Origin of the sequence: Ornithinimicrobium kibberense (genome assembly GCF_006519705.1) — a bacterium.
Taxonomy (GTDB): domain Bacteria; phylum Actinomycetota; class Actinomycetes; order Actinomycetales; family Dermatophilaceae; genus Ornithinicoccus; species Ornithinicoccus kibberensis.
In genome coordinates, this window is record NZ_VFXM01000011.1 from 87,635 (window position 1) to 110,754 (window position 23,120).

The 23,120-nt window shown below is 72.1% G+C and carries 14 protein-coding genes; 10 read left to right on the top strand and 4 right to left on the bottom strand.

Going from position 1 to position 23,120, the window contains the following annotated elements; translation table 11 throughout:
- Nucleotides 1-100 precede the first annotated feature (100 nt).
- From rpsA to FJR00_RS10805, 4 genes are all read left to right on the top strand, one after another.
- Complete coding sequence (gene rpsA, locus FJR00_RS10790) at nt 101-1,570, top strand: 30S ribosomal protein S1 (protein WP_141338737.1); 1,470 nt, start codon at nt 101-103, stop codon at nt 1,568-1,570.
- Nucleotides 1,571-1,676: 106 nt separating this feature from the next.
- Nucleotides 1,677-3,353 (top strand): BCCT family transporter, encoded by a 1,677-nt coding sequence (locus tag FJR00_RS10795; protein ID WP_141338738.1) that lies wholly within the window; start codon nt 1,677-1,679, stop codon nt 3,351-3,353.
- 66 nt (nt 3,354-3,419) lie between these two features.
- Nucleotides 3,420-5,522: an excinuclease ABC subunit UvrB gene (uvrB, locus tag FJR00_RS10800; RefSeq protein ID WP_141338739.1), complete on the top strand. Its 2,103-nt coding sequence runs from the start codon at nt 3,420-3,422 to the stop codon at nt 5,520-5,522.
- A gap of 94 nt (nt 5,523-5,616) precedes the next feature.
- Nucleotides 5,617-6,738 (top strand): TerC family protein, encoded by a 1,122-nt coding sequence (locus FJR00_RS10805; RefSeq protein WP_141338740.1) that lies wholly within the window; start codon nt 5,617-5,619, stop codon nt 6,736-6,738.
- A 36-nt stretch (nt 6,739-6,774) separates the two neighbouring features.
- On the opposite strand, the gene FJR00_RS10810 is transcribed toward FJR00_RS10805, so the two are convergent.
- From FJR00_RS10810 to gltB, 4 genes are all read right to left on the bottom strand, one after another.
- Entirely contained in the window at nt 6,775-7,683 is a 909-nt protein-coding gene (locus FJR00_RS10810) for an EamA family transporter (protein ID WP_377465391.1), read from the bottom strand.
- On the bottom strand, nt 7,677-8,363 hold the full coding sequence (locus tag FJR00_RS10815; protein ID WP_141338742.1) for an MBL fold metallo-hydrolase: 687 nt from the start codon (nt 8,361-8,363) through the stop codon (nt 7,677-7,679). The genes FJR00_RS10810 and FJR00_RS10815 overlap by 7 nt, the downstream gene beginning before the upstream one ends.
- Before the next feature lie 89 nt (nt 8,364-8,452).
- Nucleotides 8,453-9,913 carry a glutamate synthase subunit beta gene (locus FJR00_RS10820; protein ID WP_141338743.1) on the bottom strand — a complete coding sequence of 487 codons (1,461 nt, stop codon included), beginning with the start codon at nt 9,911-9,913 and terminating at the stop codon, nt 8,453-8,455.
- Nucleotides 9,906-14,498 carry a glutamate synthase large subunit gene (gltB, locus tag FJR00_RS10825; protein WP_181409597.1) on the bottom strand — a complete coding sequence of 1,531 codons (4,593 nt, stop codon included), beginning with the start codon at nt 14,496-14,498 and terminating at the stop codon, nt 9,906-9,908. Before gltB ends, FJR00_RS10820 begins: the two co-directional genes overlap by 8 nt.
- A gap of 155 nt (nt 14,499-14,653) precedes the next feature.
- Here gltB and uvrA point away from each other — a divergent pair, with 155 nt between their 5' ends.
- The 6 genes from uvrA to whiA all read left to right on the top strand — a co-directional run bounded on the left by uvrA (nt 14,654) and on the right by whiA (nt 23,117).
- Nucleotides 14,654-17,683, top strand: coding sequence for an excinuclease ABC subunit UvrA (gene uvrA, locus FJR00_RS10830; protein ID WP_377465394.1), 3,030 nt, complete (start codon nt 14,654-14,656; stop codon nt 17,681-17,683).
- A 14-nt stretch (nt 17,684-17,697) separates the two neighbouring features.
- Complete coding sequence (locus tag FJR00_RS10835; protein WP_141338745.1) at nt 17,698-18,150, top strand: Rieske (2Fe-2S) protein; 453 nt, start codon at nt 17,698-17,700, stop codon at nt 18,148-18,150.
- Entirely contained in the window at nt 18,143-20,071 is a 1,929-nt protein-coding gene (gene uvrC / locus FJR00_RS10840; RefSeq protein WP_141338746.1) for an excinuclease ABC subunit UvrC, read from the top strand. The genes FJR00_RS10835 and uvrC overlap by 8 nt, the downstream gene beginning before the upstream one ends.
- 37 nt (nt 20,072-20,108) lie before the next feature.
- Complete coding sequence (gene rapZ / locus FJR00_RS10845; RefSeq protein ID WP_075959017.1) at nt 20,109-21,098, top strand: RNase adapter RapZ; 990 nt, start codon at nt 20,109-20,111, stop codon at nt 21,096-21,098.
- A complete protein-coding gene (locus FJR00_RS10850; RefSeq protein ID WP_075959018.1) occupies nt 21,095-22,054 on the top strand; it encodes a gluconeogenesis factor YvcK family protein in 960 nt (319 codons plus the stop codon). Before rapZ ends, FJR00_RS10850 begins: the two co-directional genes overlap by 4 nt.
- Before the next feature lie 82 nt (nt 22,055-22,136).
- Complete coding sequence (gene whiA / locus FJR00_RS10855) at nt 22,137-23,117, top strand: DNA-binding protein WhiA (protein WP_141338747.1); 981 nt, start codon at nt 22,137-22,139, stop codon at nt 23,115-23,117.
- Nucleotides 23,118-23,120 lie beyond the last annotated feature (3 nt).

A 23,120-nucleotide genomic window follows, 5' to 3' on the forward strand; every position in this document is an offset into this window, starting at 1 on the left:
GGCTGGTCCGGCGCGTCGCGTGCGCTTGTGCATGCTCGTCGGCGGCCGACGCGGACCACCGTCCATCTGAATTCCCGTCCACAATCGGAGCCCCTACTACATGACTGCAACCACGGCCGAGAAGGCCATCTCCCAGATCGCTGTCAACGACATCGGGTCTGAGGAGGAGCTGCTCGCAGCGATCGACGCGACCATCAAGAACTTCAACGACGGCGACATCGTCGAGGGAGTCATCGTCAAGGTCGACCGTGACGAGGTCCTGCTCGACATCGGCTACAAGACCGAGGGCGTCATCCCGTCCCGCGAGCTGGCCATCAAGCACGACGTCGACCCGTCCGAGGTCGTCGCCGTCGGCGACGAGGTCGAGGCCCTGGTCCTCCAGAAGGAGGACAAGGAGGGCCGCCTGATCCTGTCGAAGAAGCGCGCCCAGTACGAGCGCGCGTGGGGCTCGATCGAGAAGGTCAAGGAGGAGGACGGCGTCGTCACCGGCACCGTCATCGAGGTCGTCAAGGGCGGCCTGATCCTCGACATCGGTCTGCGCGGCTTCCTGCCGGCCTCGCTCGTGGAGATGCGTCGCGTCCGCGACCTGCAGCCCTACGTCGGCAAGCAGATCGAGGCCAAGATCATCGAGCTGGACAAGAACCGCAACAACGTGGTGCTGTCCCGGCGGGCGTGGCTGGAGCAGACGCAGTCGGAGGTGCGCACCACCTTCCTCAAGGAGCTGCAGAAGGGCCAGGTCCGCTCCGGGGTCGTCAGCAGCATCGTCAACTTCGGTGCCTTCGTGGACCTGGGCGGCGGCGTCGACGGGCTCGTCCACGTCTCCGAGCTGTCCTGGAAGCACATCGACCACCCGGGCGAGGTCGTGGAGGTCGGTGACGAGGTCACCGTGGAGGTCCTCGACGTCGACATGGACCGCGAGCGGGTCTCCCTGTCGCTCAAGGCCACCCTCGAGGACCCGTGGCAGACCTTCGCCCGCACGCACGCCATCGGGCAGGTCGTGCCGGGCAAGGTCACCAAGCTCGTCCCCTTCGGCGCCTTCGTGCGCGTCGAGGACGGCATCGAGGGCCTGGTGCACATCTCCGAGCTGGCCGAGCGTCACGTGGAGCTGCCGGAGCAGATCGTCAGCGTCGGCGCCGAGGTCTTCGTCAAGGTCATCGACATCGACCTGGAGCGTCGTCGCATCTCGCTGTCGCTGAAGCAGGCCAACGACGCGCTGACCACCGAGTTCGACCCGACGCTCTACGGCATGGCCGCCGAGTACGACGAGCAGGGGAACTACAAGTACCCCGAGGGCTTCGACCCCGAGACCAACGAGTGGCTCGAGGGCTTCGAGGCCCAGCGGGAGAAGTGGGAGAAGGAGTACGCCGACGCCCACGCCCGCTGGGAGGCCCACAAGGCCCAGGTCGAGGCGGCCGCCGAGGCTGCCGCCTCCGACGACCGGGTGGAGTCGGCCCCGGCGAGCAGCAGCTCGTCCTACTCCTCCACGCCGGCAGCCGCTGAGGAGGCGACGGGCACCCTCGCCTCGGACGAGGCGCTGGCGGCCCTTCGCGAGAAGCTCACCGGCAACTGAACGACCGGACCGGGTCGGCCGTCGCCGTCCCGGTCCCGGGGGAGCCCGACCCGTGCTGGGTCGGGCTCCTCCTGCGTCCGCACCCGATCCGATCCGAGGAGAGCAGATGAGCACCACCACCCGGCCCGACGGGCCGGCGGGACCGCCGCCCCCGACGGTGACCCCTGGACTGGCCCCCCGCGTCTTCTGGCCGGCCGCCGTCCTGATCACCGCCTTCGTGCTGGCGGCCGCGATCTTCCCCGAACCGATGAACCGGGGGCTGGCCACGGTCAACGAGGTCGTCGTCAACACGATCGGCTGGTACTACGTCCTGCTGACCTTCGCCTTCGTCGTCTTCACGGTCTGGCTGGCCATCAGCCGCTACGGCGAGATCCGCCTCGGCCAGGACGACGAGGAGCCCGAGTTCAGCTACCTGTCCTGGTTCGCGATGCTGTTCAGCGCGGGCATGGGCATCGGCCTGATGTTCTGGGGGGTGGCCGAGCCGCTGTTCCACTTCGCCGGGCCGCCGCCCGGATCGGCGGAGGACACCCCGGCGGGGCTGGCGAACGCCGCCATGGGCCGGACCTTCCTCCACTGGGGGCTGCACGCCTGGGCGATCTACATCATCGTCGGCCTCGGCGTGGCCTACGCCGTCCACCGCAAGAAGCTGCCGGTCTCCATCCGCTGGGCCCTGCGCCCTCTGCTGGGCCGTCGGGTCGAGGGCTGGCTGGGTGACGTCATCGACGTCGTCGCGGTCGTGGGCACCCTGTTCGGCGTGGCGACCTCGCTGGGCTTCGGCGTGAGCCAGGTGGCCGCGGGGCTGGACTTCGTCGGGCTGACCGACGGTGTGGGGGCCTGGGGCCAGGTCGCCCTCATCGCGGGCATCACGCTCATCGCGACCGCGTCGGTGATGACCGGCATCGGCAAGGGCATCAAGTGGCTGAGCAACATCAACCTGGCCCTCGCCGGCCTGCTGCTGCTGTTCGTCCTCGTGGCCGGTCCCACCCTCTTCCTCCTGCGGGACATGGTGCAGGCCGTCGGCTTCTACCTGCAGAACTTCTTCTCCCTGAGCTTCGCCACGCTGCCCTACCAGGAGGAGGGCCCCGCCTGGCTGGGCGGCTGGACGACCTACTACTGGGGCTGGTGGATCAGCTGGTCCCCGTTCGTGGGGATCTTCATCGCCCGCATCTCCAAGGGGCGGACCGTCCGGGAGTTCATCACCGGCGTCCTCCTCGTGCCGACCCTGCTCACCATGGCCTGGTTCACCGTCATGGGCGGGACCGCCCTCCACCGGGAGATCTTCGGGGACGGCGGCCTGGTGGGCGACGACGGGTCCGTCGCGACCAACGAGGCCCTCTTCCAGATGCTCGACGGACTGCCGGGCGGCCCCTTCCTGTCCGGCCTGGCGATCATCATGATCGTCATCTTCTTCGTGACCAGCTCCGACTCGGGCTCCTACGTGGTCGACATGATCGCCAACGGCGGCAACCCGGACCCGCCGGTGTGGAGCCGGGTCATGTGGGCCGTGCTCGAGGGGGCGATCGCGGCGGTCCTCATCGTCGCCGGCGCGGCAGCAGGCGTCGAGGGCGGCGGGCTGCAGTCCCTGCAGACGATGGCCATCATCACCGCGGCCCCGTTCACCCTCGTGATGATCGGCATCATGATCTCGCTGGTGAAGGCGTTCATCGCGGAGGAGAAGTGGCGCGACGAGGTCGAGCGGCGCATCCTGGCCCGGGAGCTGGCCCTGGAGGCGCAGGAGATGCAGATCGACCCGCAGGTCGACCTCGGAGGCGGGCGGGCCTGAGGCGACCGTCCTCGTCCGGGTCCGACGGGAACAGGAACGTCGGACCCGGACGTTAGCCTCGGTGACATGCGCCCCACCACCGACCTGCAGCGCACGGTCGCCCCGTTCCGGGTCGAGTCCGAGTTCAGCCCCGCCGGGGACCAGCCTGCTGCCATCGCCGAGCTTTCCCGACGGATCGACGCCGGCGAGCAGGACCTGGTGCTGCTGGGTGCCACCGGCACGGGCAAGTCGGCCACCACGGCCTGGCTCATCGAGCAGGTGCAGCGCCCGACGCTCGTCATGGCGCCCAACAAGACGCTGGCCGCCCAGCTGGCCAACGAGTTCCGCGAGCTGCTGCCGCACAACGCGGTGGAGTACTTCGTCTCGTACTACGACTACTACCAGCCCGAGGCCTACGTCCCCCAGACGGACACCTACATCGAGAAGGACTCCTCGATCAACGACGAGGTCGAGCGTCTCCGGCACTCGGCGACCAACTCGTTGCTGACGCGGCGGGACGTCGTCGTCGTGGCCTCGGTGTCCTGCATCTACGGGCTGGGCACGCCGCAGGAGTACGTCGACCGGATGGAGCGCCTGCGGGTGGGCGACACCGTCGACCGGGACGACCTGCTGCGACGGTTCGTCACGATGCAGTACACCCGCAACGACACGGCCTTCACCCGCGGGACCTTCCGGGTGCGCGGGGACACCGTGGAGATCATCCCCCAGTACGAGGAGCTGGCCGTCCGGATCGAGTTCTTCGGGGACGAGATCGACCGGCTGTACACCCTCCACCCGCTGACCGGTGAGGTCGTGCGCGAGGAGGAGGAGATGTACGTCTTCCCGGCCTCCCACTACGTCGCCGGTCCGGAACGGATGGAACGGGCCATCTCCTCCATCGAGGCCGAGCTGGCCGAGCAGCTGGCCCGGTTCGAGCGGGAGGGCAAGCTGCTCGAGGCCCAGCGGCTGCGGATGCGCACCACCTACGACATCGAGATGATGCGTCAGGTCGGCAGCTGCTCGGGGATCGAGAACTACTCCCGGCACATCGACGGGCGGGGCCCCGGCTCGGCGCCGAACTGCCTCCTGGACTACTTCCCCGAGGACTTCCTCCTCGTCGTCGACGAGTCGCACGTGACCGTGCCGCAGATCGGGGCGATGTACGAGGGGGACATGTCCCGCAAGCGCACCCTCGTGGACCATGGTTTCCGGCTGCCGAGCGCGATGGACAACCGTCCCCTGAAGTGGGAGGAGTTCCTCGAGCGCATCGGCCAGACCGTCTACCTGTCGGCCACGCCCGGCGACTACGAGATGGCCAAGGCCGACGGCGTCGTCGAGCAGATCATCCGTCCGACCGGTCTCGTCGACCCGCAGGTCGTCCTCAAGCCGACCAAGGGGCAGATCGACGACCTGCTGCACGAGGTCGGCGAACGGACCGCCCGCAACGAGCGGGTCCTGGTCACCACGCTCACCAAGAAGATGGCCGAGGACCTCACCGACTACCTGCTCGACAAGGGTGTCCGCGTGCGCTACCTGCACTCGGAGGTCGACACCCTGCGGCGGGTCGAGCTGCTGCGCGAGCTGCGGCTGGGGGAGTACGACGTGCTCGTCGGCATCAACCTGCTGCGCGAGGGGCTGGACCTGCCCGAAGTCTCCCTCGTCAGCATCCTCGACGCGGACAAGGAGGGGTTCCTCCGCTCGGCCCGGTCCCTGATCCAGACCATCGGGCGCGCGGCGCGCAACGTCTCGGGCGAGGTGCACATGTACGCCGACAGCATCACCCCCTCGATGGCCGAGGCCATCGAGGAGACCAACCGTCGCCGCGACAAGCAGCTGGCCTACAACGCGGCCCACGGCGTCGACCCGCAGCCCCTGCGCAAGCGGATCGCCGACATCACGGACATGCTGGAGCGGGAGGACGCCGACACCGAGACGTTGATGGGCAGCGGCCGGCGCCAGTCCCGGGGGACGGGCCGCGGGCGGGCGGCCGCGGCCGCGGTCGGCAGCTCGGTCATCGAGCGGCGCTCCACCGAGTCGCTGCCCGCGGTCGAGCTGGCCCAGCTCATCCACGAGCTGAGCGAGCAGATGCACCAGGCCGCGACCGACCTGCACTTCGAGCTGGCCGCGCGCCTGCGTGACGAGATCGGGGACCTGAAGAAGGAGCTCCGGCAGATGCGCGACGCCCAGTGAGGCCTGTGACAGAATGTGCGCGTCCATCGGTGGGGAGTGTCCCGGCGACGTCCTCGTCCGGACGGTGCCCCCGGCCTGACCGGAAGGTAGCTGCATGACCGTCCCCACGTGGGTGTGGATCGTCACCCTCGTCATCATCGCCGTGATCTTCGCCTTCGACCTGCTGGTCCTGGGACGGCGTCCGCACGAGCCCTCGCGCCGCGAGGTCTCGGTCGCCCTGTCGATCTACGTGAGCATGGCCGTCCTGTTCGGCCTCGGCGTGCTGTTCCTCGAGGGCGGCCAGCTGGCGGGGGAGTTCTTCGCGGGATGGCTCACGGAGTACTCCCTGTCGATCGACAACCTGTTCATCTTCCTCATCATCATGGCCAAGTTCGGCGTGCCGAGGAAGTACCAGCAGTACGCCCTCATGGTCGGCATCGTCATGGCCCTGGTGATGCGGGCCATCTTCATCCTCGTGGGCGCCGCCGCGATCGAGCGCTGGTCGTGGGTGTTCTACATCTTCGGCGCCTTCCTCATCTACACCGCCATCAAGCTGGCCCGGGAGAACCTCGGCCACCAGGGCCACGGCGAGGAGGAGTACGAGGAGAACGCCCTGCTCAAGGCGATCGAGCGGCGTTTCCCGGTCACCAAGTCCTGGGACGGCGGCACCAAGCTCCGCGTCATGGAGAGCGGCAAGCGGGTGCTGACCCCGATGGCGATCGTCATCATCGCGCTGGGCACCACCGACCTGCTCTTCGCCCTCGACTCGATCCCGGCGATCTTCGGGCTCACGCAGGAGCCCTACCTGGTCCTCATGGCCAACGTCTTCGCCCTCATGGGCCTGCGCCAGCTCTACTTCCTGCTGGGCGACCTGCTGAAGCGGCTGGTTTACCTGGGCCTGGGCCTGGCCGTGCTGCTGGCGTTCATCGGCGTCAAGCTGGTCCTGCACGCCCTCCACGAGAACTCGTTGTTCTTCGTCAACGACGGCGAGCCGATCCACAGCGTCCCGGAGATCCCGATCTGGCTGTCCCTGACCATGATCGTGGGCATCCTGGGCGTCACCGCGGTGGCCTCCCTGCTCAAGACGCGCAGGGACCGCCGCGACGGCCAGGACACCGCGGGCGACGACGAGCTCGACCTCGAGGAGGTCTCGCTCTTCGGCGAGCCGCACGAGCAGCCTCGCTCGGACACCCCCGACCTGCCGGGTCCGACGGACCGGCGGGACGGGGAGGACTGACCCGGCCCTCACGCGGCCGCTGGCCCCGGCCCGGCCCTACGCGCCGCTGGCCGCGGCCGGATCGCGGCGCGGCACGCCGCCTCCGCCACGGCCGAGCACGAGGATGCTCGCCAGCACCACCAGCGACATCCCGACCAGCTGCGGCGCAGAGAGCACCTGCCCCAGCACGAGCAGCCCGGCCAGCGCCGCGGCGGCGGGCTCCAGGCTGAGCAGGACCCCGAAGGTCCCCGACCGCAGGTGCCGCAGCGCCATGAGCTCCAGGCTGTAGGGGATCGCCGAGGACAGCAGGGCGATGCCCAGACCCCGCAGGAGCGCCTCGCCGGACCACAGCTCGGCACCGGCGGTCGCCAGCCCCAGGGGAAGGGTCACGACGGCGCCGATCGCCATGGCCAGCGCGATCCCGTCCAGACCGGCGAACCGTGCGCCGGTGCGCCGGCTCAGGACGATGTAGGCGGCCCAGCAGACCCCGGCCGTCGCGGCCAGCCCGATCCCGACCAGGTCCAGCTGGGCCCACGGCGTGGTCACCGCCTCGGAGATGAGGACCACCCCGGCCAGGGCTGCGGCGACCGCGGCCAGGTCACGGGGCCGGCGGGACAGCACGGCCGCCAGGGTCAGGGGACCGAGGAACTCGATCGTCACGGCGACCCCGATCGGCAGGCGCGCCAGCGACCCGTAGAAGGCCAGGTTCATGGCGGTCAGGGCGAGCGCGAACGCACCGACCACGGCCCAGTCCGCGCGGGTGCGGCCCCGCACCCGTGGTCGGACGACGGCGAGCAGGAGGAGGGCCGCCAGCACCAGGCGCAGGGCCACCGAGCCCGGCACCCCCACGAGGGGCAGGAGGGTCGCCGCGAGGGCCCCGCCGAACTGGACCGACACCACGGCCAGCAGGACGAGGCCCACCGGGTGGATCCCCCTGCGGGGGGCCGTTCCGGTCGGGGTCACCACCCGCGGTCCTGCCACTCCGGCAGGTGTGGCCGCTCCACCCCCAGCACCGTGTTGTCGCCGTGGCCCGGCAGGACGAGGGTGTCGTCGCCGTAGACGTCGAACACCCGGGTCCGGAGGTCGTCGATCAGCAGGCCGAAGTCCTCCGGCGACCAGGTCTTCCCCGGGCCGCCGGGGAACAGGCTGTCCCCGGTGAGCAGCACCACCGGGCGGCCGGGCACGGACAGCTCGAGGGCCACCGACCCGGGCGTGTGCCCCCGCAGCCCGACGACCCGGAGCACGAGCCGGCCCACCTGCACCGTGTCCCCGTGGCCCAGCCGGACGTCCACGGGGACGGGGAGCTCGTCGGCGTCGTCGTGACCGGCCAGCGTGGTGGCCCCGGTCCGCCGGACCACCTCGGCCAGGGCCCGGTGGTGGTCCCAGTGGCGGTGCGTGGTGAGCACCTGGCCCAGCCGGTCCCCGCCGCCGGACCCCGTGTCCTCCGCGAGGAGGGCCCAGATGCGCTCGGCGTCGTCGGCGGCGTCGACCAGCAGCCGGTCCCCGGTGGCTGTGCAGGTCAGCAGGTACACGTTGTTGTCCATCTCGGACACGCTGCACTTGCGGACGGTCGCGGGCCCCAGGTCGAGGACCCAGCTGGGTCCTCCTGCCTCCACGTGCCCGCGGGCCTCGGCGGACGTGCTCATCTGCTCCTCCTCCTCGTCGGCGCGGCTCGGCGGGCCTCGGCGACCCGGGCGGGAGTCTACGGTCCGTGGACCCCGGCAGCCAGGTCCGTTCAGACGACGAGCGGCCGGTCGGTGGGGCGGATGGGGGCGGGCAGCCCGGTGCTGCCGGTGAGGTGGCGGTCGACCGCCGCGGCGGCGGCCCGGCCCTCGGCGATGGCCCAGACGATGAGGGACTGGCCCCGGCCGCAGTCGCCGGCGGCGAACACCCCGGGCAGCCCCGTCTCGAACCGGTCGTCCCGGGCGTAGGTGTTCTGCGGGGTCCGGGCGAGCGCGTCGGCGGGGGCGGCCGTCTCGTCCGGCCCGACGAACCCCATGGCCAGGAGCACGAGCTGGGCGGGCAGGTCCCGCTCGGTGCCCGGCACCGGGCGGGGCCGGCCCTCCACCATCTCGACGTCGACCAGCCGCAGGCCGCGCACCCGGCCGTCCTCGTCGCCGAGCACCTCGAGGGTCGAGACCCCGAAGGCCCGGTCCCCACCCTCCTCGTGGGCCTCGCTAACCTTGAACAGCATGGGGTAGGTCGGCCACGGCTGGTGCGCGGGTCGCTCCTGCGGCGGGGTGGGCATGATCTCCAGCTGGGTCACCGACCGGGCCCCGTGCCGGTGGGCCGTGCCGAGGCAGTCGGCCCCGGTGTCGCCGCCGCCGATGATGACCACGTCCTTGCCGGCGGCGTCGATGCCCCGGTCCGCGCCGAGGGCCTCCCTGTTGGCCGGCACGAGGTACTCCATGGCCACGTGGACCCCGTCGAGGTCCGCGCCCGGCACCTCGAGCCGGCGGGGCACCGTCGACCCGGTGGCCAGGACCACCGCGTCGAACCGCTCGCGCAGCTCGTCCAGGCTCACGTCGTCGGGCCCGTCGCCGCCGACGGTGACCCCGGTGACGAAGCGCACGCCCTCGCCGCGCAGCTGCACCAACCGCCGTTCCAGGACCGACTTCTCCATCTTGAACTCCGGGATGCCGTAGCGCAGCAGCCCCCCGACGGCGTCGGACCGCTCGTAGACCACCACGGTGTGCCCGGCCCGCCCCAGCTGCTGGGCCGCGGCGAGGCCGGCCGGCCCGGACCCGACGACGGCCACCGTGCGGCCGCTGAGCCACTCGGGCTCCTGGGGTCGGACCCGCCCGTTGGAGAAGGCCCGGTCGATGATCGAGACCTCGATCTGCTTGATCGTCACCGGTGGCTGGTTGATCCCCAGCACGCAGGCCGTCTCGCAGGGCGCCGGGCAGAGGCGCCCGGTAAACTCCGGGAAGTTGTTCGTCGCGTGCAGACGCTCGATCGCGTCGGCGAAGTTCCCGCGCCGGGTGTGGTCGTTCCACTCCGGGATGAGGTTGCCCAGCGGGCAGCCGGCGTGGCAGAACGGGATGCCGCAGTCCATGCACCGGGACGCCTGCCGCTGCAGCACCCCGGTCTCCTGCTGGCCGTGGACCTCCTTCCAGTCCTGGATGCGGACCGGGACGGGACGGCTGGGCCGGTTCTCCCGCTCGCGGTGGGTCAGGAAGCCGTGCGGGTCAGCCATGCGAGTCCTCCAGGATGAGCTGCCAGGCGTGGGGGCCGTCGGGGTCGTCGCCGCGGGCCTCGACCTCGCGGCGGATGTTGAGCACGCTGGCGTACTGACGGGGGGTGACGACGGTGATCCGCGAGGCCCAGCCGTCGTCGGCGAGCAGCGCCGCGGCGACGGGGCTGCCGGTGAGGTCGAGGTGCTCCTCGACGAGGGCGCGCACCTCGGCGAGGTGGTCCGTGTCCGGCAACGGGGTCAGGTGCAGGTCGCCCTGCGCCATCGCCAGCGGGTTCATCCGCGCCGGGTCCAGGTCCAGCACGTATGCCGTGCCGCCGGACATGCCCGCACCCACGTTCCGGCCGGTGGGGCCCAGGACGAGGGCACGGCCGCCGGTCATGTACTCCAGGGCGTGGTCGCCCACGCCCTCCACGACCGCCGTCGCGCCGGAGTTGCGCACGCAGAAGCGTTCGCCCACGACACCGCGGACGTTGACCTGCCCGGACGTGGCCCCGTAGCAGAGCACGTTGCCGGCCACGACCTGACCGGCGGTGCCGGGGACGACGTCGGCCGGAGAGGGTGTCCCTTCGGGCGGGCGGACCACGATGCGTCCGCCGGAGAGTCCCTTGCCGACGAAGTCGTTGCTGTCCCCCTCCAGCCGCAGCGTGACGCCGCGGGGGAGGAAGGCTCCCAGCGACTGGCCGGCGGAGCCTGTCAGGCTCAGCTCGATGGTGCCGTCCGGCAGCCCGTCGGGACCGGCGGTCCTGGTGACGTGGTGGCCCAGGAGGGTGCCGACCGTCCGGTTGACGTTGGTCACCGGGAAGGAGGCCCGCACCGGGGTGCCGTCCGCGAGGGCCGGAGCCGCGGCCTCGACGAAGCGGTTGTCCAGCGCGGCGGCCAGGCCGTGGTCCTGGGTCGTCGTGCACCGGCGGGCCGCCCCCTCCGGGAGCTCGACGCTGTGCAGGACCGGTCCGAGGTCCAGCCCGGACGCCTTCCAGTGCTCCACTGCGGCCGACGTGTCGAGCAGGTCGCTGCGTCCGACCACCTCGTCCAGGCTGCGGTAGCCCAGGGAGGCGAGCAGCTCGCGCACCTGCTCGGCGACGAACTCGAAGAAGGTGACCACGTGCTCGGCCCGGCCCGTGTAGCGGGCCCGCAGCTCGGGGTTCTGCGTCGCGATGCCGACCGGGCAGGTGTCCAGGTGGCAGACCCGCATCATCACGCACCCGGAGACCACGAGCGGCGCGGTGGCGAAACCGAACTCCTCGGCGCCGAGCAGGGCCGCCACGAGCACGTCCCGGCCGGTCTTGAGCTGCCCGTCGCACTGCACGACGATCCGGTCGCGCAGCCCGTTGAGGAGCAGGGTCTGCTGGGTCTCGGCCAGGCCCAGCTCCCACGGGGTCCCCGCGTGCTTGAGCGAGGTGAGCGGGCTGGCGCCGGTGCCGCCGTCGTGGCCGGAGATGAGCACGACGTCGGCCTTGGCCTTGGCCACCCCCGCGGCCACGGTGCCGACGCCGACCTGGCTGACCAGCTTGACGTGGATGCGCGCCTGCGGGTTGGCGTTCTTGAGGTCGTGGATCAGCTGCTTGAGGTCCTCGATGGAGTAGATGTCGTGGTGCGGCGGCGGGGAGATCAGCCCCACCCCGGGGGTGGAGTGGCGGGTCCGCGCCACCCAGGGGTAGACCTTGCCCGGGGGCAGCTGGCCGCCCTCGCCCGGCTTGGCGCCCTGGGCCATCTTGATCTGGATGTCGTCGGCGTGGACGAGGTAGGCGGAGGTGACGCCGAAGCGACCGGAGGCGACCTGCTTGACGGCCGAGCGCCGCTCCGGGTCGAGCAGGCGGTCCACGTCCTCGCCGCCCTCGCCGGTGTTGGACTTCCCGCCCAGCCGGTTCATCGCGACCGCCAGGGTCTCGTGCGCCTCCTGGGAGATCGACCCGTAGCTCATCGCCCCGGTAGCGAACCGCCGCACGATCGAGCCGACCGGCTCGACCTCCTCCAGCGGCACCGGCTCCCGGTCCGGGACCAGCCGGAACAGTCCGCGCAGGGTCATCAGCTGCTCGGACTGGTCGTCGACGAGGTCGGAGTACCGGCGGAAGATGTCGTAGCGGCCCTCCCGGGTCGCGTGCTGCAGCCGGAAGACCGACTCGGGGTTGAACAGGTGCGGCGGGCCCTCGCGACGCCACTGGTACTCACCGCCCACCTCCAGCGCCCGGTGCGGGCTGATGCCCGAGAGGGGGTATGCCGTCGCGTGCCGGCGCTGCACCTCCTCGGCGATCACGTCGAGCCCGACGCCGTCGATCTGGCTGGTGGTGCCGGTGAACCAGCGGCCGACGAGCTCGCGGGAGAGCCCCACCGCCTCGAAGGTCTGGGCGCCGCGGTAGGAGGCGATCGTCGAGATGCCCATCTTGGACATCACCTTCAGCACGCCCTTGCCGAGGGCCTTGATGAGCTGCCGGATGGCGACCTCCGGGTCGAGCCCGTCCAGCTGCTCGCCGGCGGCGCACAGCTGCTCCACCGACTCCATGGCCAGGTAGGGGTTGACGGCCGCGGCGCCGTAGGCGACGAGCAGCGCCACGTGGTGCACCTCGCGGACGTCCCCCGCCTCGACGACCAGCCCGACCCGGGTGCGGGTGTTCTGCCGGACCAGATGGTGGTGGACGGCGCTGGTCAGCAGCAGCGAGGGGATCGGTGCGTGCTCGCGGTCGCTGTGCCGGTCCGAGAGGACCACGAAGAAGGCGCCGGCCGCGACGGCCTCGTCGACCTCCCGGCAGATCCCCTCCAGCCGCCGTTCCAGGGCCGCGGCGCCGTCGTCGACCCGGTAGAGGCCGCGGACGACGACCGCGCCCAGCTCGGGGTGGTCCTCCAGGTCGATGCGACGCAGCTTGGCCAGCTGGTCGTTGTCGATGACCGGGAAGTCGAGGACCACCTGGCGTGCGTGCTCGGGCGTCTCCTCGAGCAGGTTGGGCTCCGGTCCGGTGGAGCTGGCCAGCGAGGTGACGATCTCCTCCCGGATGGCGTCCAGCGGTGGGTTGGTGACCTGCGCGAACGCCTCGACGAAGTAGTCGAAGAGCAGGCGCGGCCGGTCGGACAGCACGGCGATGGGGGTGTCGGTGCCCATCGCACCCAGTGGCTCACCTCCCGTCTGGGCCATCGGCGCCAGGATGACGCGCAGCTCCTCCTCGGTGTAGCCGAAGATCTGCTGACGGCGCGTCACCGAGGCGCCCGTGTGCCGCACGTGCACCTGCTCGGGCAGCCCGTCGAGCCGGACGAGGTTCTCCTCCAGCCAGCGCCCGTAGGGCTGCCGCGCCGCGAGCTCCCTCTTGACCTCGCGGTCGTCCAGGACCCGGCCCTGGGCCAGGTCGACGAGGAACATCCGGCCCGGCGCGACCCGGCCCCGGGCCACGACCCGCTCCGGGGGGACGGGCAGCAGGCCGGTCTCCGAGCCGAGCACGACCAGCCCGTCGTCGGTGACCCACCAGCGTGAGGGTCGTAGGCCGTTGCGGTCGAGGACGGCCCCCACGAGCGTCCCGTCGGTGAAGACGAGGTTGGCCGGGCCGTCCCAGGGCTCCATGAGCATGGAGTGGTACTCGTAGAACGCGCGCACGTCCGGGTCCATCGTGGCGTCGTTCTCCCACGCCTCGGGGACCATCATGAGGACCGCGTGCGGCAACGACCGCCCGCCCAGGTGCAGCAGCTCGAGCACCTCGTCGAAGGTCGCCGAGTCGCTGGCGCCGGGCGTGCACACGGGCATCGCCTGCGCCAGGTCGCCGGGGAACAGGTCGCTGGCCAGGGCGGACTGGCGTGCGTTCATCCAGTTGCGGTTGCCCTTGACGGTGTTGATCTCCCCGTTGTGCGCGACGACCCGGTAGGGGTGCGCCAGCGGCCACGAGGGGAAGGTGTTGGTGGAGAAGCGGGAGTGGACCACCGCGAGCGCGCTGGCGAACCGGTCGTCGGTCAGGTCGGGGAAGTAGCGCGGGAGCTGGTCGGTGGTCAGCATCCCCTTGTAGGTCATCGTCCGGGAGGACAGCGACACCGGGTAGGCGGTGGTGGTCCGCTCGATGCGCTTGCGCAGCAGCCAGGCCCGGCGTTCCAGGGGGAGCCCCGACTCCCGGACGCCCGCCGCGTCGGGCGGTGCGGCGACGACGAGCTGACGCATCACCGGCATGACCGCCCGGGCCGTCGGCCCGACGATCTCGGGCACGACCGGGACGTCCCGCCAGGCCAGCACCTCCAGGCCGGCGTCCTCCACGAGGCGCTCCACCTGCTCCTGGACCTGCCCGTCGCTGCCGTCCGCGGGCAGGAAGAGGATGCCGGCGGCATACTCCCCCCGGGACGGGAGCTCGACGTCCAGGACCGCCCGGAGGAAGGCGTCGGGCACCTGGACGAGGATGCCCGCACCGTCGCCGGTGTCCGGCTCGGCGCCCACGGCCCCGCGGTGGTCCAGGTTGTGCAGGGCCGTCAGCCCGTGCGCCACCACGTCGTGCCGGGGTTCGTCGTCGAGGGCGGCGACGAAGGCCACGCCGCAGGCGTCGTGCTCGAAGGCGGGGTCGTACAGCCCCTGCGCGGGGGGGCCCTGGTGGGGACGCGGGACGGGCACGGGGACGGTCATGGGTCGGCCCTCTCGTCGGGCGCCGGGCGGCGCGGGGTGGAACGCCCGGGGCGACACCGGCCCGCGCGAGGAGTGGGGGAAGCATACCTATGCACTGGGCTGCATCACTACCCTTCGGGCTCGGGTGTGTCGGTGCGGAGACCTACAGTGGTGGGGTGCCGTCCTCCGTACCATCCCCGCCCGCCCCGTCCAGCACCGCCCCGTCCGACGGGCCACCCGGAGCGCCCGCTGCGCCGTTCACCCGTGCGCGGCACGACCGCATCCAGGTGCAGGGGGCGCGTGAGCACAACCTCAAGGACGTCTCCCTGGAGATCCCGCGCGACGCCCTCGTGGTGTTCACCGGCCTGTCCGGATCCGGGAAGTCGAGCCTGGCCTTCGACACGATCTTCGCGGAGGGCCAGCGGCGCTACGTCGAGTCGCTGTCCGCCTACGCCCGGATGTTCCTGGGGCAGATGGACAAGCCCGACGTCGACTTCATCGAGGGTCTCTCGCCGGCGGTCTCGATCGACCAGAAGGCGACCAACCGCAACCCACGGTCCACGGTCGGCACGATCACCGAGGTGCACGACTACCTGCGTCTCCTCTACGCCCGCGTCGGCCGGCCGCACTGCCCCGTGTGCGGCGAGCCGGTCGAGCGGCAGACCACCCAGCAGATCGTCGACCGGCTCGCCGAGCTGCCGGACGGCACCCGGTTCCAGCTGCTCGCCCCGGTCGTCCGGGGCCGCAAGGGCGAGTTCGTCGACCTGTTCGCCGAGCTGCAGGGCTCCGGCTTCGCGCGCGCCCGCGTCGACGGGGAGGTCGTGCAGCTGACCGACCCGCCGGCCCTGGAGAAGCAGCGCAAGCACACGATCGAGGTCGTCGTCGACCGGCTCGTGGCCAAGCACGAGGAGGGCGGCGCGCCGACCGCCTCGTTCGCCCGCCGGCTCACCGACTCCGTCGAGACGGCCCTGCGCCTGGCCGACGGGATCGTGCTCGTCGAGATGGTCGACGTGCCGGCCCCCGGGGAGGAGCCCCGGCCGGGACGTCCCGCGCCGATCGACGCCCAGGGCCAGCCGCTGCCGCGCGAACGCCGCTACTCCGAGCGGATGGCCTGCCCCAACGACCACCCGCTGAGCATCGACGAGCTGGAGCCGCGCAGCTTCAGCTTCAACAGCCCCTTCGGCGCCTGCGCCGAGTGCACCGGCATCGGCTCCGAGCTCGAGGTGGACCCCGAGCTGGTGATCCGGGGGGAGGAGACCTCGATCGCGGACGGGGCGATCATCCCCTGGTCCACGACCGCGGGGCTCAACGACTACTACGCCCGGGTCCTCGGCGGCCTGGCCGAGGACCTCAAGTTCAGCCTGGACGTCCCCTGGCGACAGCTCCCCGGACGGGCCCGGGACGCGATCCTGCACGGGCACAAGCACAAGGTGCACGTGCGCTACCGCAACCGGTTCGGCCGGGAGCGCAGCTACTCGACCGGCTTCGAGGGCGTGGTGCCCTACGTCAAGCGCAAGCACGCCGAGACCGAGTCGGACAGCAGCCGGGAGCGCTACGAGGCCTACATGCGCCAGGTGCCCTGCCCCGCCTGCAAGGGGGCGCGGCTCAAGCCGGAGATCCTGGCCGTCCTCGTCGGCGGGAAAAGCATCGCCGAGGTCTCCCGGATGCCGATTGAGGAGTGCGCCGACTTCCTCGCCCAGGTCGAGTACACCCCGCGGGAGCAGTCGATCGCCGCGCAGGTCAACCGGGAGATCGCCGCCCGCCTGGGCTTCCTGCTCGACGTCGGGCTCGACTACCTCTCGCTCGACCGACCGGCCGGCACCCTGTCCGGGGGCGAGGCCCAGCGGATCCGGCTGGCCACCCAGATCGGCTCGGGCCTCGTCGGGGTGCTCTACGTCCTCGACGAGCCCAGCATCGGCCTGCACCAGCGCGACAACCACCGGCTGATCGAGACGCTCACCCGGCTGCGGGACCTGGGCAACACCCTCATCGTCGTGGAGCACGACGAGGACACGATCGCCCACGCCGACTGGGTGGTCGACATCGGTCCGGGCGCGGGGGAGCACGGGGGCGAGGTCGTGCACAGCGGCCCGGTCGCCGCCCTGCGCGACCATCCGACCTCGCTCACCGGGCAGTACCTCTCCGGCCGGCGCGTCATCCCCGTCCCCACCCAGCGGCGGCCCCAGGACGGCCGCGTGGTGACCGTGCGCGGGGCGCGCGAGCACAACCTGCACGACGTCGACGTGAACTTCCCCCTGGGCAACCTCGTGGCCGTCACCGGGGTGTCCGGGTCGGGCAAGTCCACCCTGGTCAACGACATCCTCTACCACGTCATGGCCAACCAGCTCAACGGTGCGCGGCACGTGCCAGGGCGGCACCGGCGCGTCGAGGGCCTCGACCAGCTCGACAAGGTCGTCCACGTCGACCAGGGCCCCATCGGACGCACCCCCCGCTCCAACCCGGCCACCTACACGGGGGTCTTCGACCACGTCCGGCGGCTCTTCGCCGAGACCGCCGAGGCCAAGGTGCGGGGCTACCTGCCGGGCCGGTTCTCGTTCAACGTCAAGGGCGGCCGGTGCGAGGCCTGCTCCGGGGACGGCACCCTGAAGATCGAGATGAACTTCCTGCCGGACGTCTACGTGCCGTGCGAGGTCTGCCACGGTCGCCGCTACAACCGCGAGACCCTCGAGGTGCACTTCAAGGGCCGCACCATCGCCGACGTGCTCGAGATGCCGATCGAGGAGGCGGCGGAGTTCTTCGCCGCCGTGCCGGCCATCAGCCGGCACCTGACCACGCTGACCCAGGTCGGGCTGGGCTACGTCCGGCTCGGCCAGCCGGCCACCACGCTCTCGGGCGGCGAGGCCCAGCGGGTCAAGCTGGCCGCCGAGCTGCAGAAGCGGTCGACCGGCCGGACGATCTACGTGCTCGACGAGCCGACGACCGGGCTGCACTTCGAGGACATCCGCCGGCTGCTGGGCGTGCTGCAGGGCCTGGTGGACAAGGGCAACACGGTGCTCGTCATCGAGCACAACCTGGACGTGATCAAGAGCGCCGACTGGATCGTCGACATGGGTCCGGAGGGCGGCAACGGCGGGGGTACCGTCGTGGTGGAGGGCACGCCCGAGACGGTCGCGGCCCACCCCGGCAGCCACACCGGCCGGTTCCTGCGCGACCTGCTGACGACCGCCCGCCGGTCCACCGCCTGAGGAGGAAGAACCCCATGACCTGCTCGTCCGGAGCCGTCCGCCCGCCCTGCGCCGCACCGGGCCGACGGACCGTCCTGCGGGCCGGCGGAGCCTCCGCCCTGCTGCTCGGGGCCGCCCCGCTGCTCACCGGCTGCTCGGGCGAGGACAAGGCCTCCCCGGCGGTCACCGAGGCCGACGGGACCGTGCGGGTGCCGGCGGCCGACACCCCGGTGGGCGGCTCGACCTACTACCCCGACCCGAAGGTGATCGTCAGCCGGACGGCGGAGGGGGGCTACGTGGCCTTCGACGCCGTCTGCCCGCACCAGGGCTGCGCGACCTCGGAGCGGCGCGACGACCAGCTCGTCTGCCCGTGCCACGACAGCAGGTTCGACCCCGCCACGGGGGCGGTGCTGTCCGGTCCGGCGACGACCGGCCTGCGCACGCTGACCGTCGAGGTCGACGGGGAGGAACTGCTCGTCCGTGGCTGATCCCGCGACCTACCGACCGCGGCCGGGGGAGATCCCCACCGAGCCCGGCGTCTACCGCTTCCGGGACGCCCACGGCCGGGTGATCTACGTCGGCAAGGCCCGCTCCCTGCGTTCCCGGCTGTCCTCCTACTTCCAGGACGTGCGGGCCCTGCACCCGCGGACGCGGCAGATGGTGACCACCGGTGCCAGCGTGGAGTGGACCGTCGTCCGCAACGAGGTCGAGGCCCTCCAGCTCGAGTACTCCTGGATCAAGGAGTACGACCCGCGCTTCAACGTCAAGTACCGCGACGACAAGTCCTACCCGTACCTGGCCGTGACCATGGGGGAGGAGTTCCCCCGGGCCCAGGTGATGCGCGGTCGCAAGCGCAGGGGGACCCGCTACTTCGGGCCCTACACCCACGCGTGGGCGATCAGGGAGACGCTGGACACCCTGCTGCGCGTCTTCCCGGTCCGCACCTGCTCGGCCGGCGTGTTCCGGCGGGCGGAGCAGTCGGGGCGGCCCTGCCTGCTGGGCTACATCGACAAGTGCTCCGCCCCGTGCGTGGGGCGGGTCAGCCCCGACGAGCACCGGCAGATCGCGGAGGACTTCTGCGACTTCATGGCCGGTGACAGCGCCCGGTTCGTGCGCCGGCTCGAGGACCGGATGCGGGCCGCCTCCCAGGAGCTCGACTTCGAGACGGCGGCCCGGCTGCGGGACGACGTCGGGGCGCTGCGGCGGGCGCTGGAGGGCTCGGCCGTGGTCCTGCCCGACGCCACCGACGCCGACGTCTTCGGGCTGTCCGACGACGAGCTCGAGGTGGCGGTGCAGGTCTTCCACGTCCGCGGGGGGCGCATCCGGGGCCAGCGGGGATGGGTGAGCGAGAAGGGTGCCGAGGACATGGGCTCGATCGTCGAGCACCTGCTCCAGCAGGTCTACGGACCCGAGCAGGGCGAGGACGTCCCCCGCGAGGTGCTCGTGCCGGTGCTGCCCACCGATCCGGAGGACATGGAGGCGTGGCTGACGGACCGCCGGGGGGCGCGGGTCCGGGTGCGGGTGCCCCAGCGGGGTGACAAGCGGACCCTCATGCAGACCGTGGCCCGCAACGCCGACCAGGCCCTGGCCCGGCACAAGGTGGCCCGGTCCGGCGACCTGACGCTGCGGTCCCAGGCCCTGCAGGAGCTGCAGGAGGCCCTGGAGCTGCCCGAGGCGCCGTTGCGCATCGAGTCCTTCGACATCAGCCACGTCCAGGGCAGCGACGTGGTGGGGTCGATGGTCGTCTTCGAGGACGGGCTGGCCCGCAAGTCCGAGTACCGCCGGTTCGTCGTGCGGGAGGGCACCGGTGACGACACGGCCGCCATGCACGAGGTGCTCGGCCGGCGGTTCCGCCACCTGGCGGCCGGACCCGCCGTCCCGGCCGAGGGGGACCCGACGGCCGACGAGGGGAGCCGCTCGACCTTCCGGTACCCGCCCAACCTCGTCGTCGTCGACGGGGGCCGCCCGCAGGTCGAGGCCGCCCGGGCGGCGCTCGCCGCCGTCGGCGTGGACGACCTGCCCGTCATCGGCCTGGCCAAGCGGCTCGAGGAGGTGTGGCTCCCCGGCGAGGACCACCCCGTCGTCCTGCCCCGCACCAGCGAGGGGCTCTACCTGCTGCAGCGGGTCCGCGACGAGGCGCACCGGTTCGCCAACACCTTCCACCGGCAGCGCCGCTCCCGGAGCATGACGAGCAGCCAGCTGGACGGGATCCCGGGTCTGGGCAAGGCACGGCAGCAGGCGCTGCTGGCCCGGTTCGGCTCCGTCAAGGCCCTGCGGCGGGCCGAGGAGGAGGACCTGCTCCAGGTCCCCGGGATCGGTCCGGCCGTGGCCCGGGCGGTGCTGGAGCGGCTGCGGGACGGCGAGCCGGGCCTGGCGGTTAACCTGAGCACAGGCGAGGTGCTCGACTGACCTGCCGGAGGCACACGACACGACGGACGAGGGCGCAGTGAATCCTGACCAGCGCACCGGGGCCGACCCGGGCACGGACCCCGCCACCGACGCCGCGGCCCCGGCGGGGGGCGAGACGCCCGGGGACGGTCCGGGGCCGGACCCGGACGGGCGCACCGGGCACCGGCACGACGTGGTCGTCGTCACCGGCATGTCGGGTGCCGGCCGGTCCACGGCGGCCGACGTGCTGGAGGACCGGGGCTGGTACGTCGTGGACAACCTGCCTCCCTCGATGATCCAGCACCTCATGCGGACGACCGCCGACGACCCCCAACGCCAGAAGGTGGCCGCCGTCGTGGACGTCCGGAGCCGGGACTTCACCACCGAGCTGTCCCGGGCGCTGCGCGAGCTCGCCGAGGACGGCTGGCGCCCCCGGGTGGTCTTCGTCGACGCCTCCGACGAGGCCCTCGTGCGTCGTTTCGACGCCGTCCGACGCCCCCACCCCCTGCAGGGCGAGGGCCTCCTGCTGGACGGGATCCGGCGGGAGCGCCGCATGCTGGCGGACCTGCGCTCCAACGCCGACGTCGTCGTCGACACGACCAGCTACAACGTCCACCAGCTCACCGCCAAGATCGACTCCCTCGTCAACGCCGACCAGCAGCTGCGGCTGCGGCTGGCCGTCATGTCCTTCGGGTTCAAGTACGGCATCCCCCTGGACGCCGACGTCGTCCTCGACCTGCGCTTCCTGCCCAACCCCTACTGGGACCCCCAGCTGCGGCCCTACACCGGCAAGGACGCCCCCGTGCGGTCCTACGTCCTGGGCCAGGAGCTGGCCGGCCGCTACCTGGACCACGCCGAGCAGCTGCTGCGCACCTCCGTCGAGGGCTACCTGGCCGAAGGCCGGCGCTACGTCACCGTCGCGGTGGGCTGCACCGGCGGCAAGCACCGGTCGGTGGCCGTCTCCGAGGACCTCGCCCTGCGTCTGGGAGACCTGGAGGACCGCGGGGTGCAGCTGACCACCTTCCACCGTGACCTGGGGCGGGAGTGAGGAGCCCGCGGGTCGTGGCCCTCGGCGGCGGGCACGGGCTGTCCGCCTCGCTGCAGGCGCTGCGGCACACCACCGAGGCCATCACGGCCGTGGTCACCGTCGCCGACGACGGGGGCTCGAGCGGACGTCTGCGGCAGCAGTTCGACATCCTGCCCCCGGGCGACCTGCGGATGGCGCTCGCGGCGTTGTGCGAGGACACCCAGTGGGGGCACCAGTGGTCGGCCGTGCTGCAGCACCGGTTCGGCGGGTACGGCGAGCTGGCCGGCCACCCCCTGGGCAACCTGCTCATCACCGCGCTGTGGGACCTGGTGCCGGGGGAGGAGGTCCGCGGCCTCGACCTCGTCGGACGGCTGCTCAACACCCGCGGGCGGGTGCTGCCCATGTCCCTGCAGCCGTTGGACATCGAGGCGACCATGGGGGTGCCGGACGACCTCGGCCAGGAGGTGCTCGTCACCGTGCGCGGGCAGTCGCGCATCGCCAAGCACCCGGGGCGCGTGGACACGATCCGGCTGGTCCCGGAGGAGCCGGCGGCCTGCCCCGAGGCGCTGGAGTCGATCAAGCTGGCCGACGTCGTGGTGCTGGGGCCGGGCTCCTGGTTCACCTCGGTCATGCCGCACCTGCTCGTGCCCGACCTGCTGCAGGCGCTGCACAGCACCCCGGCCACACGGGTGCTGACCCTCAACGTGAGTCTCACCGACGACGAGGCCGCCGGCTACACCGTGGCCGGCCACGTCGAGGCCATCCTCCAGCACGCGCCCGGCCTCACCTTCGACCACGTCATCGCCGACCCCCAGGTCGTGTCCACGGACGCCGAGCGGGCGGCCCTGGAGGATGCGGTGGCCCGGCTCGGGGCGCACCTCGTGGTGACCACCGTCGGCAAGATGCGCGCCCCCGGGGTGCACGACACCCTCCGGCTGGCCGCCGCGTACCGCGACGTGATGGCGAGCCTGCCATGACCCCCGCCGACGGGGTACCCTGCCGCACGCAGGTGGGGATCCTGCGCGCACGGTGCCAGGACCTACCAGGAGGATGAGGACTGTGGCGATGACCGCCAAGGTCAAGGACGAGCTGGCCAGGCTGCCCGTCACCCGGACGTGCTGCCGCAAGGCGGAGGTGTCCACGATGCTGCGGTTCGCCGGGGGGCTGCACATCGTCGGGGGACGGATCGTCATCGAGGCCGAGCTCGACACCGCCCAGAGCGCCCGTCGGCTGCGCGCGTCCATGGCCGAGGTCTACGGCAGCAGCAGCGAGCTTGTCGTCATGAGCCCCGGCGGGTTGCGCAAGCACACCCGGTATGTGGTGCGCGCCACCTCCGAGGGCGAGGTGCTGGCCCGCCAGACCGGGCTGATCGACCACCGGGGCCGTCCCGTGCGCGGTCTGCCGCCCCGGGTCGTGGGGGCCTCGGTGTGCGACGCGGAGGCGGCCTGGCGAGGTGCCTTCCTGGCCCACGGGTCGATCACCGAGCCGGGGCGGTCCACCGCCCTGGAGGTGACCTGCCCGGGCCCCGAGGCCGCCCTGGCGCTGGTCGGCGCCGCGCGCCGGCTCGGCATCCAGGCCAAGGCGCGGGAGGTGCGGGGGGTGGACCGGGTCGTCATCCGCGACGGCGACGCCATCGGGGCGATGCTGACCCGGCTGGGGGCCCACGACGCGGTCCTGGCCTGGGAGGAACGGCGCATGCGCCGGGAGGTGCGGGCGACCGCCAACCGGCTGGCGAACTTCGACGACGCCAACCTGCGCCGCTCGGCGCGGGCGGCGGTGGCCGCGGGGGCACGCGTGGAGCGCGCCCTGGAGATCCTGGGTGAGCAGGTCCCGGAGCACCTGCGGGTCGCCGGGGAGCTGCGGCTGCAGCACAAGCAGGCCAGCCTCGAGGAGCTCGGCCAGCTGGCCGACCCGCCGATGACCAAGGATGCCGTCGCCGGCCGGATCCGCCGGCTGCTGGCGATGGCCGACAAGCAGGCCGAGGAGCTGGGCATCGAGGGCACCGAGGCCAACCTCACCGCCGACATGCTGGACGACTGACCG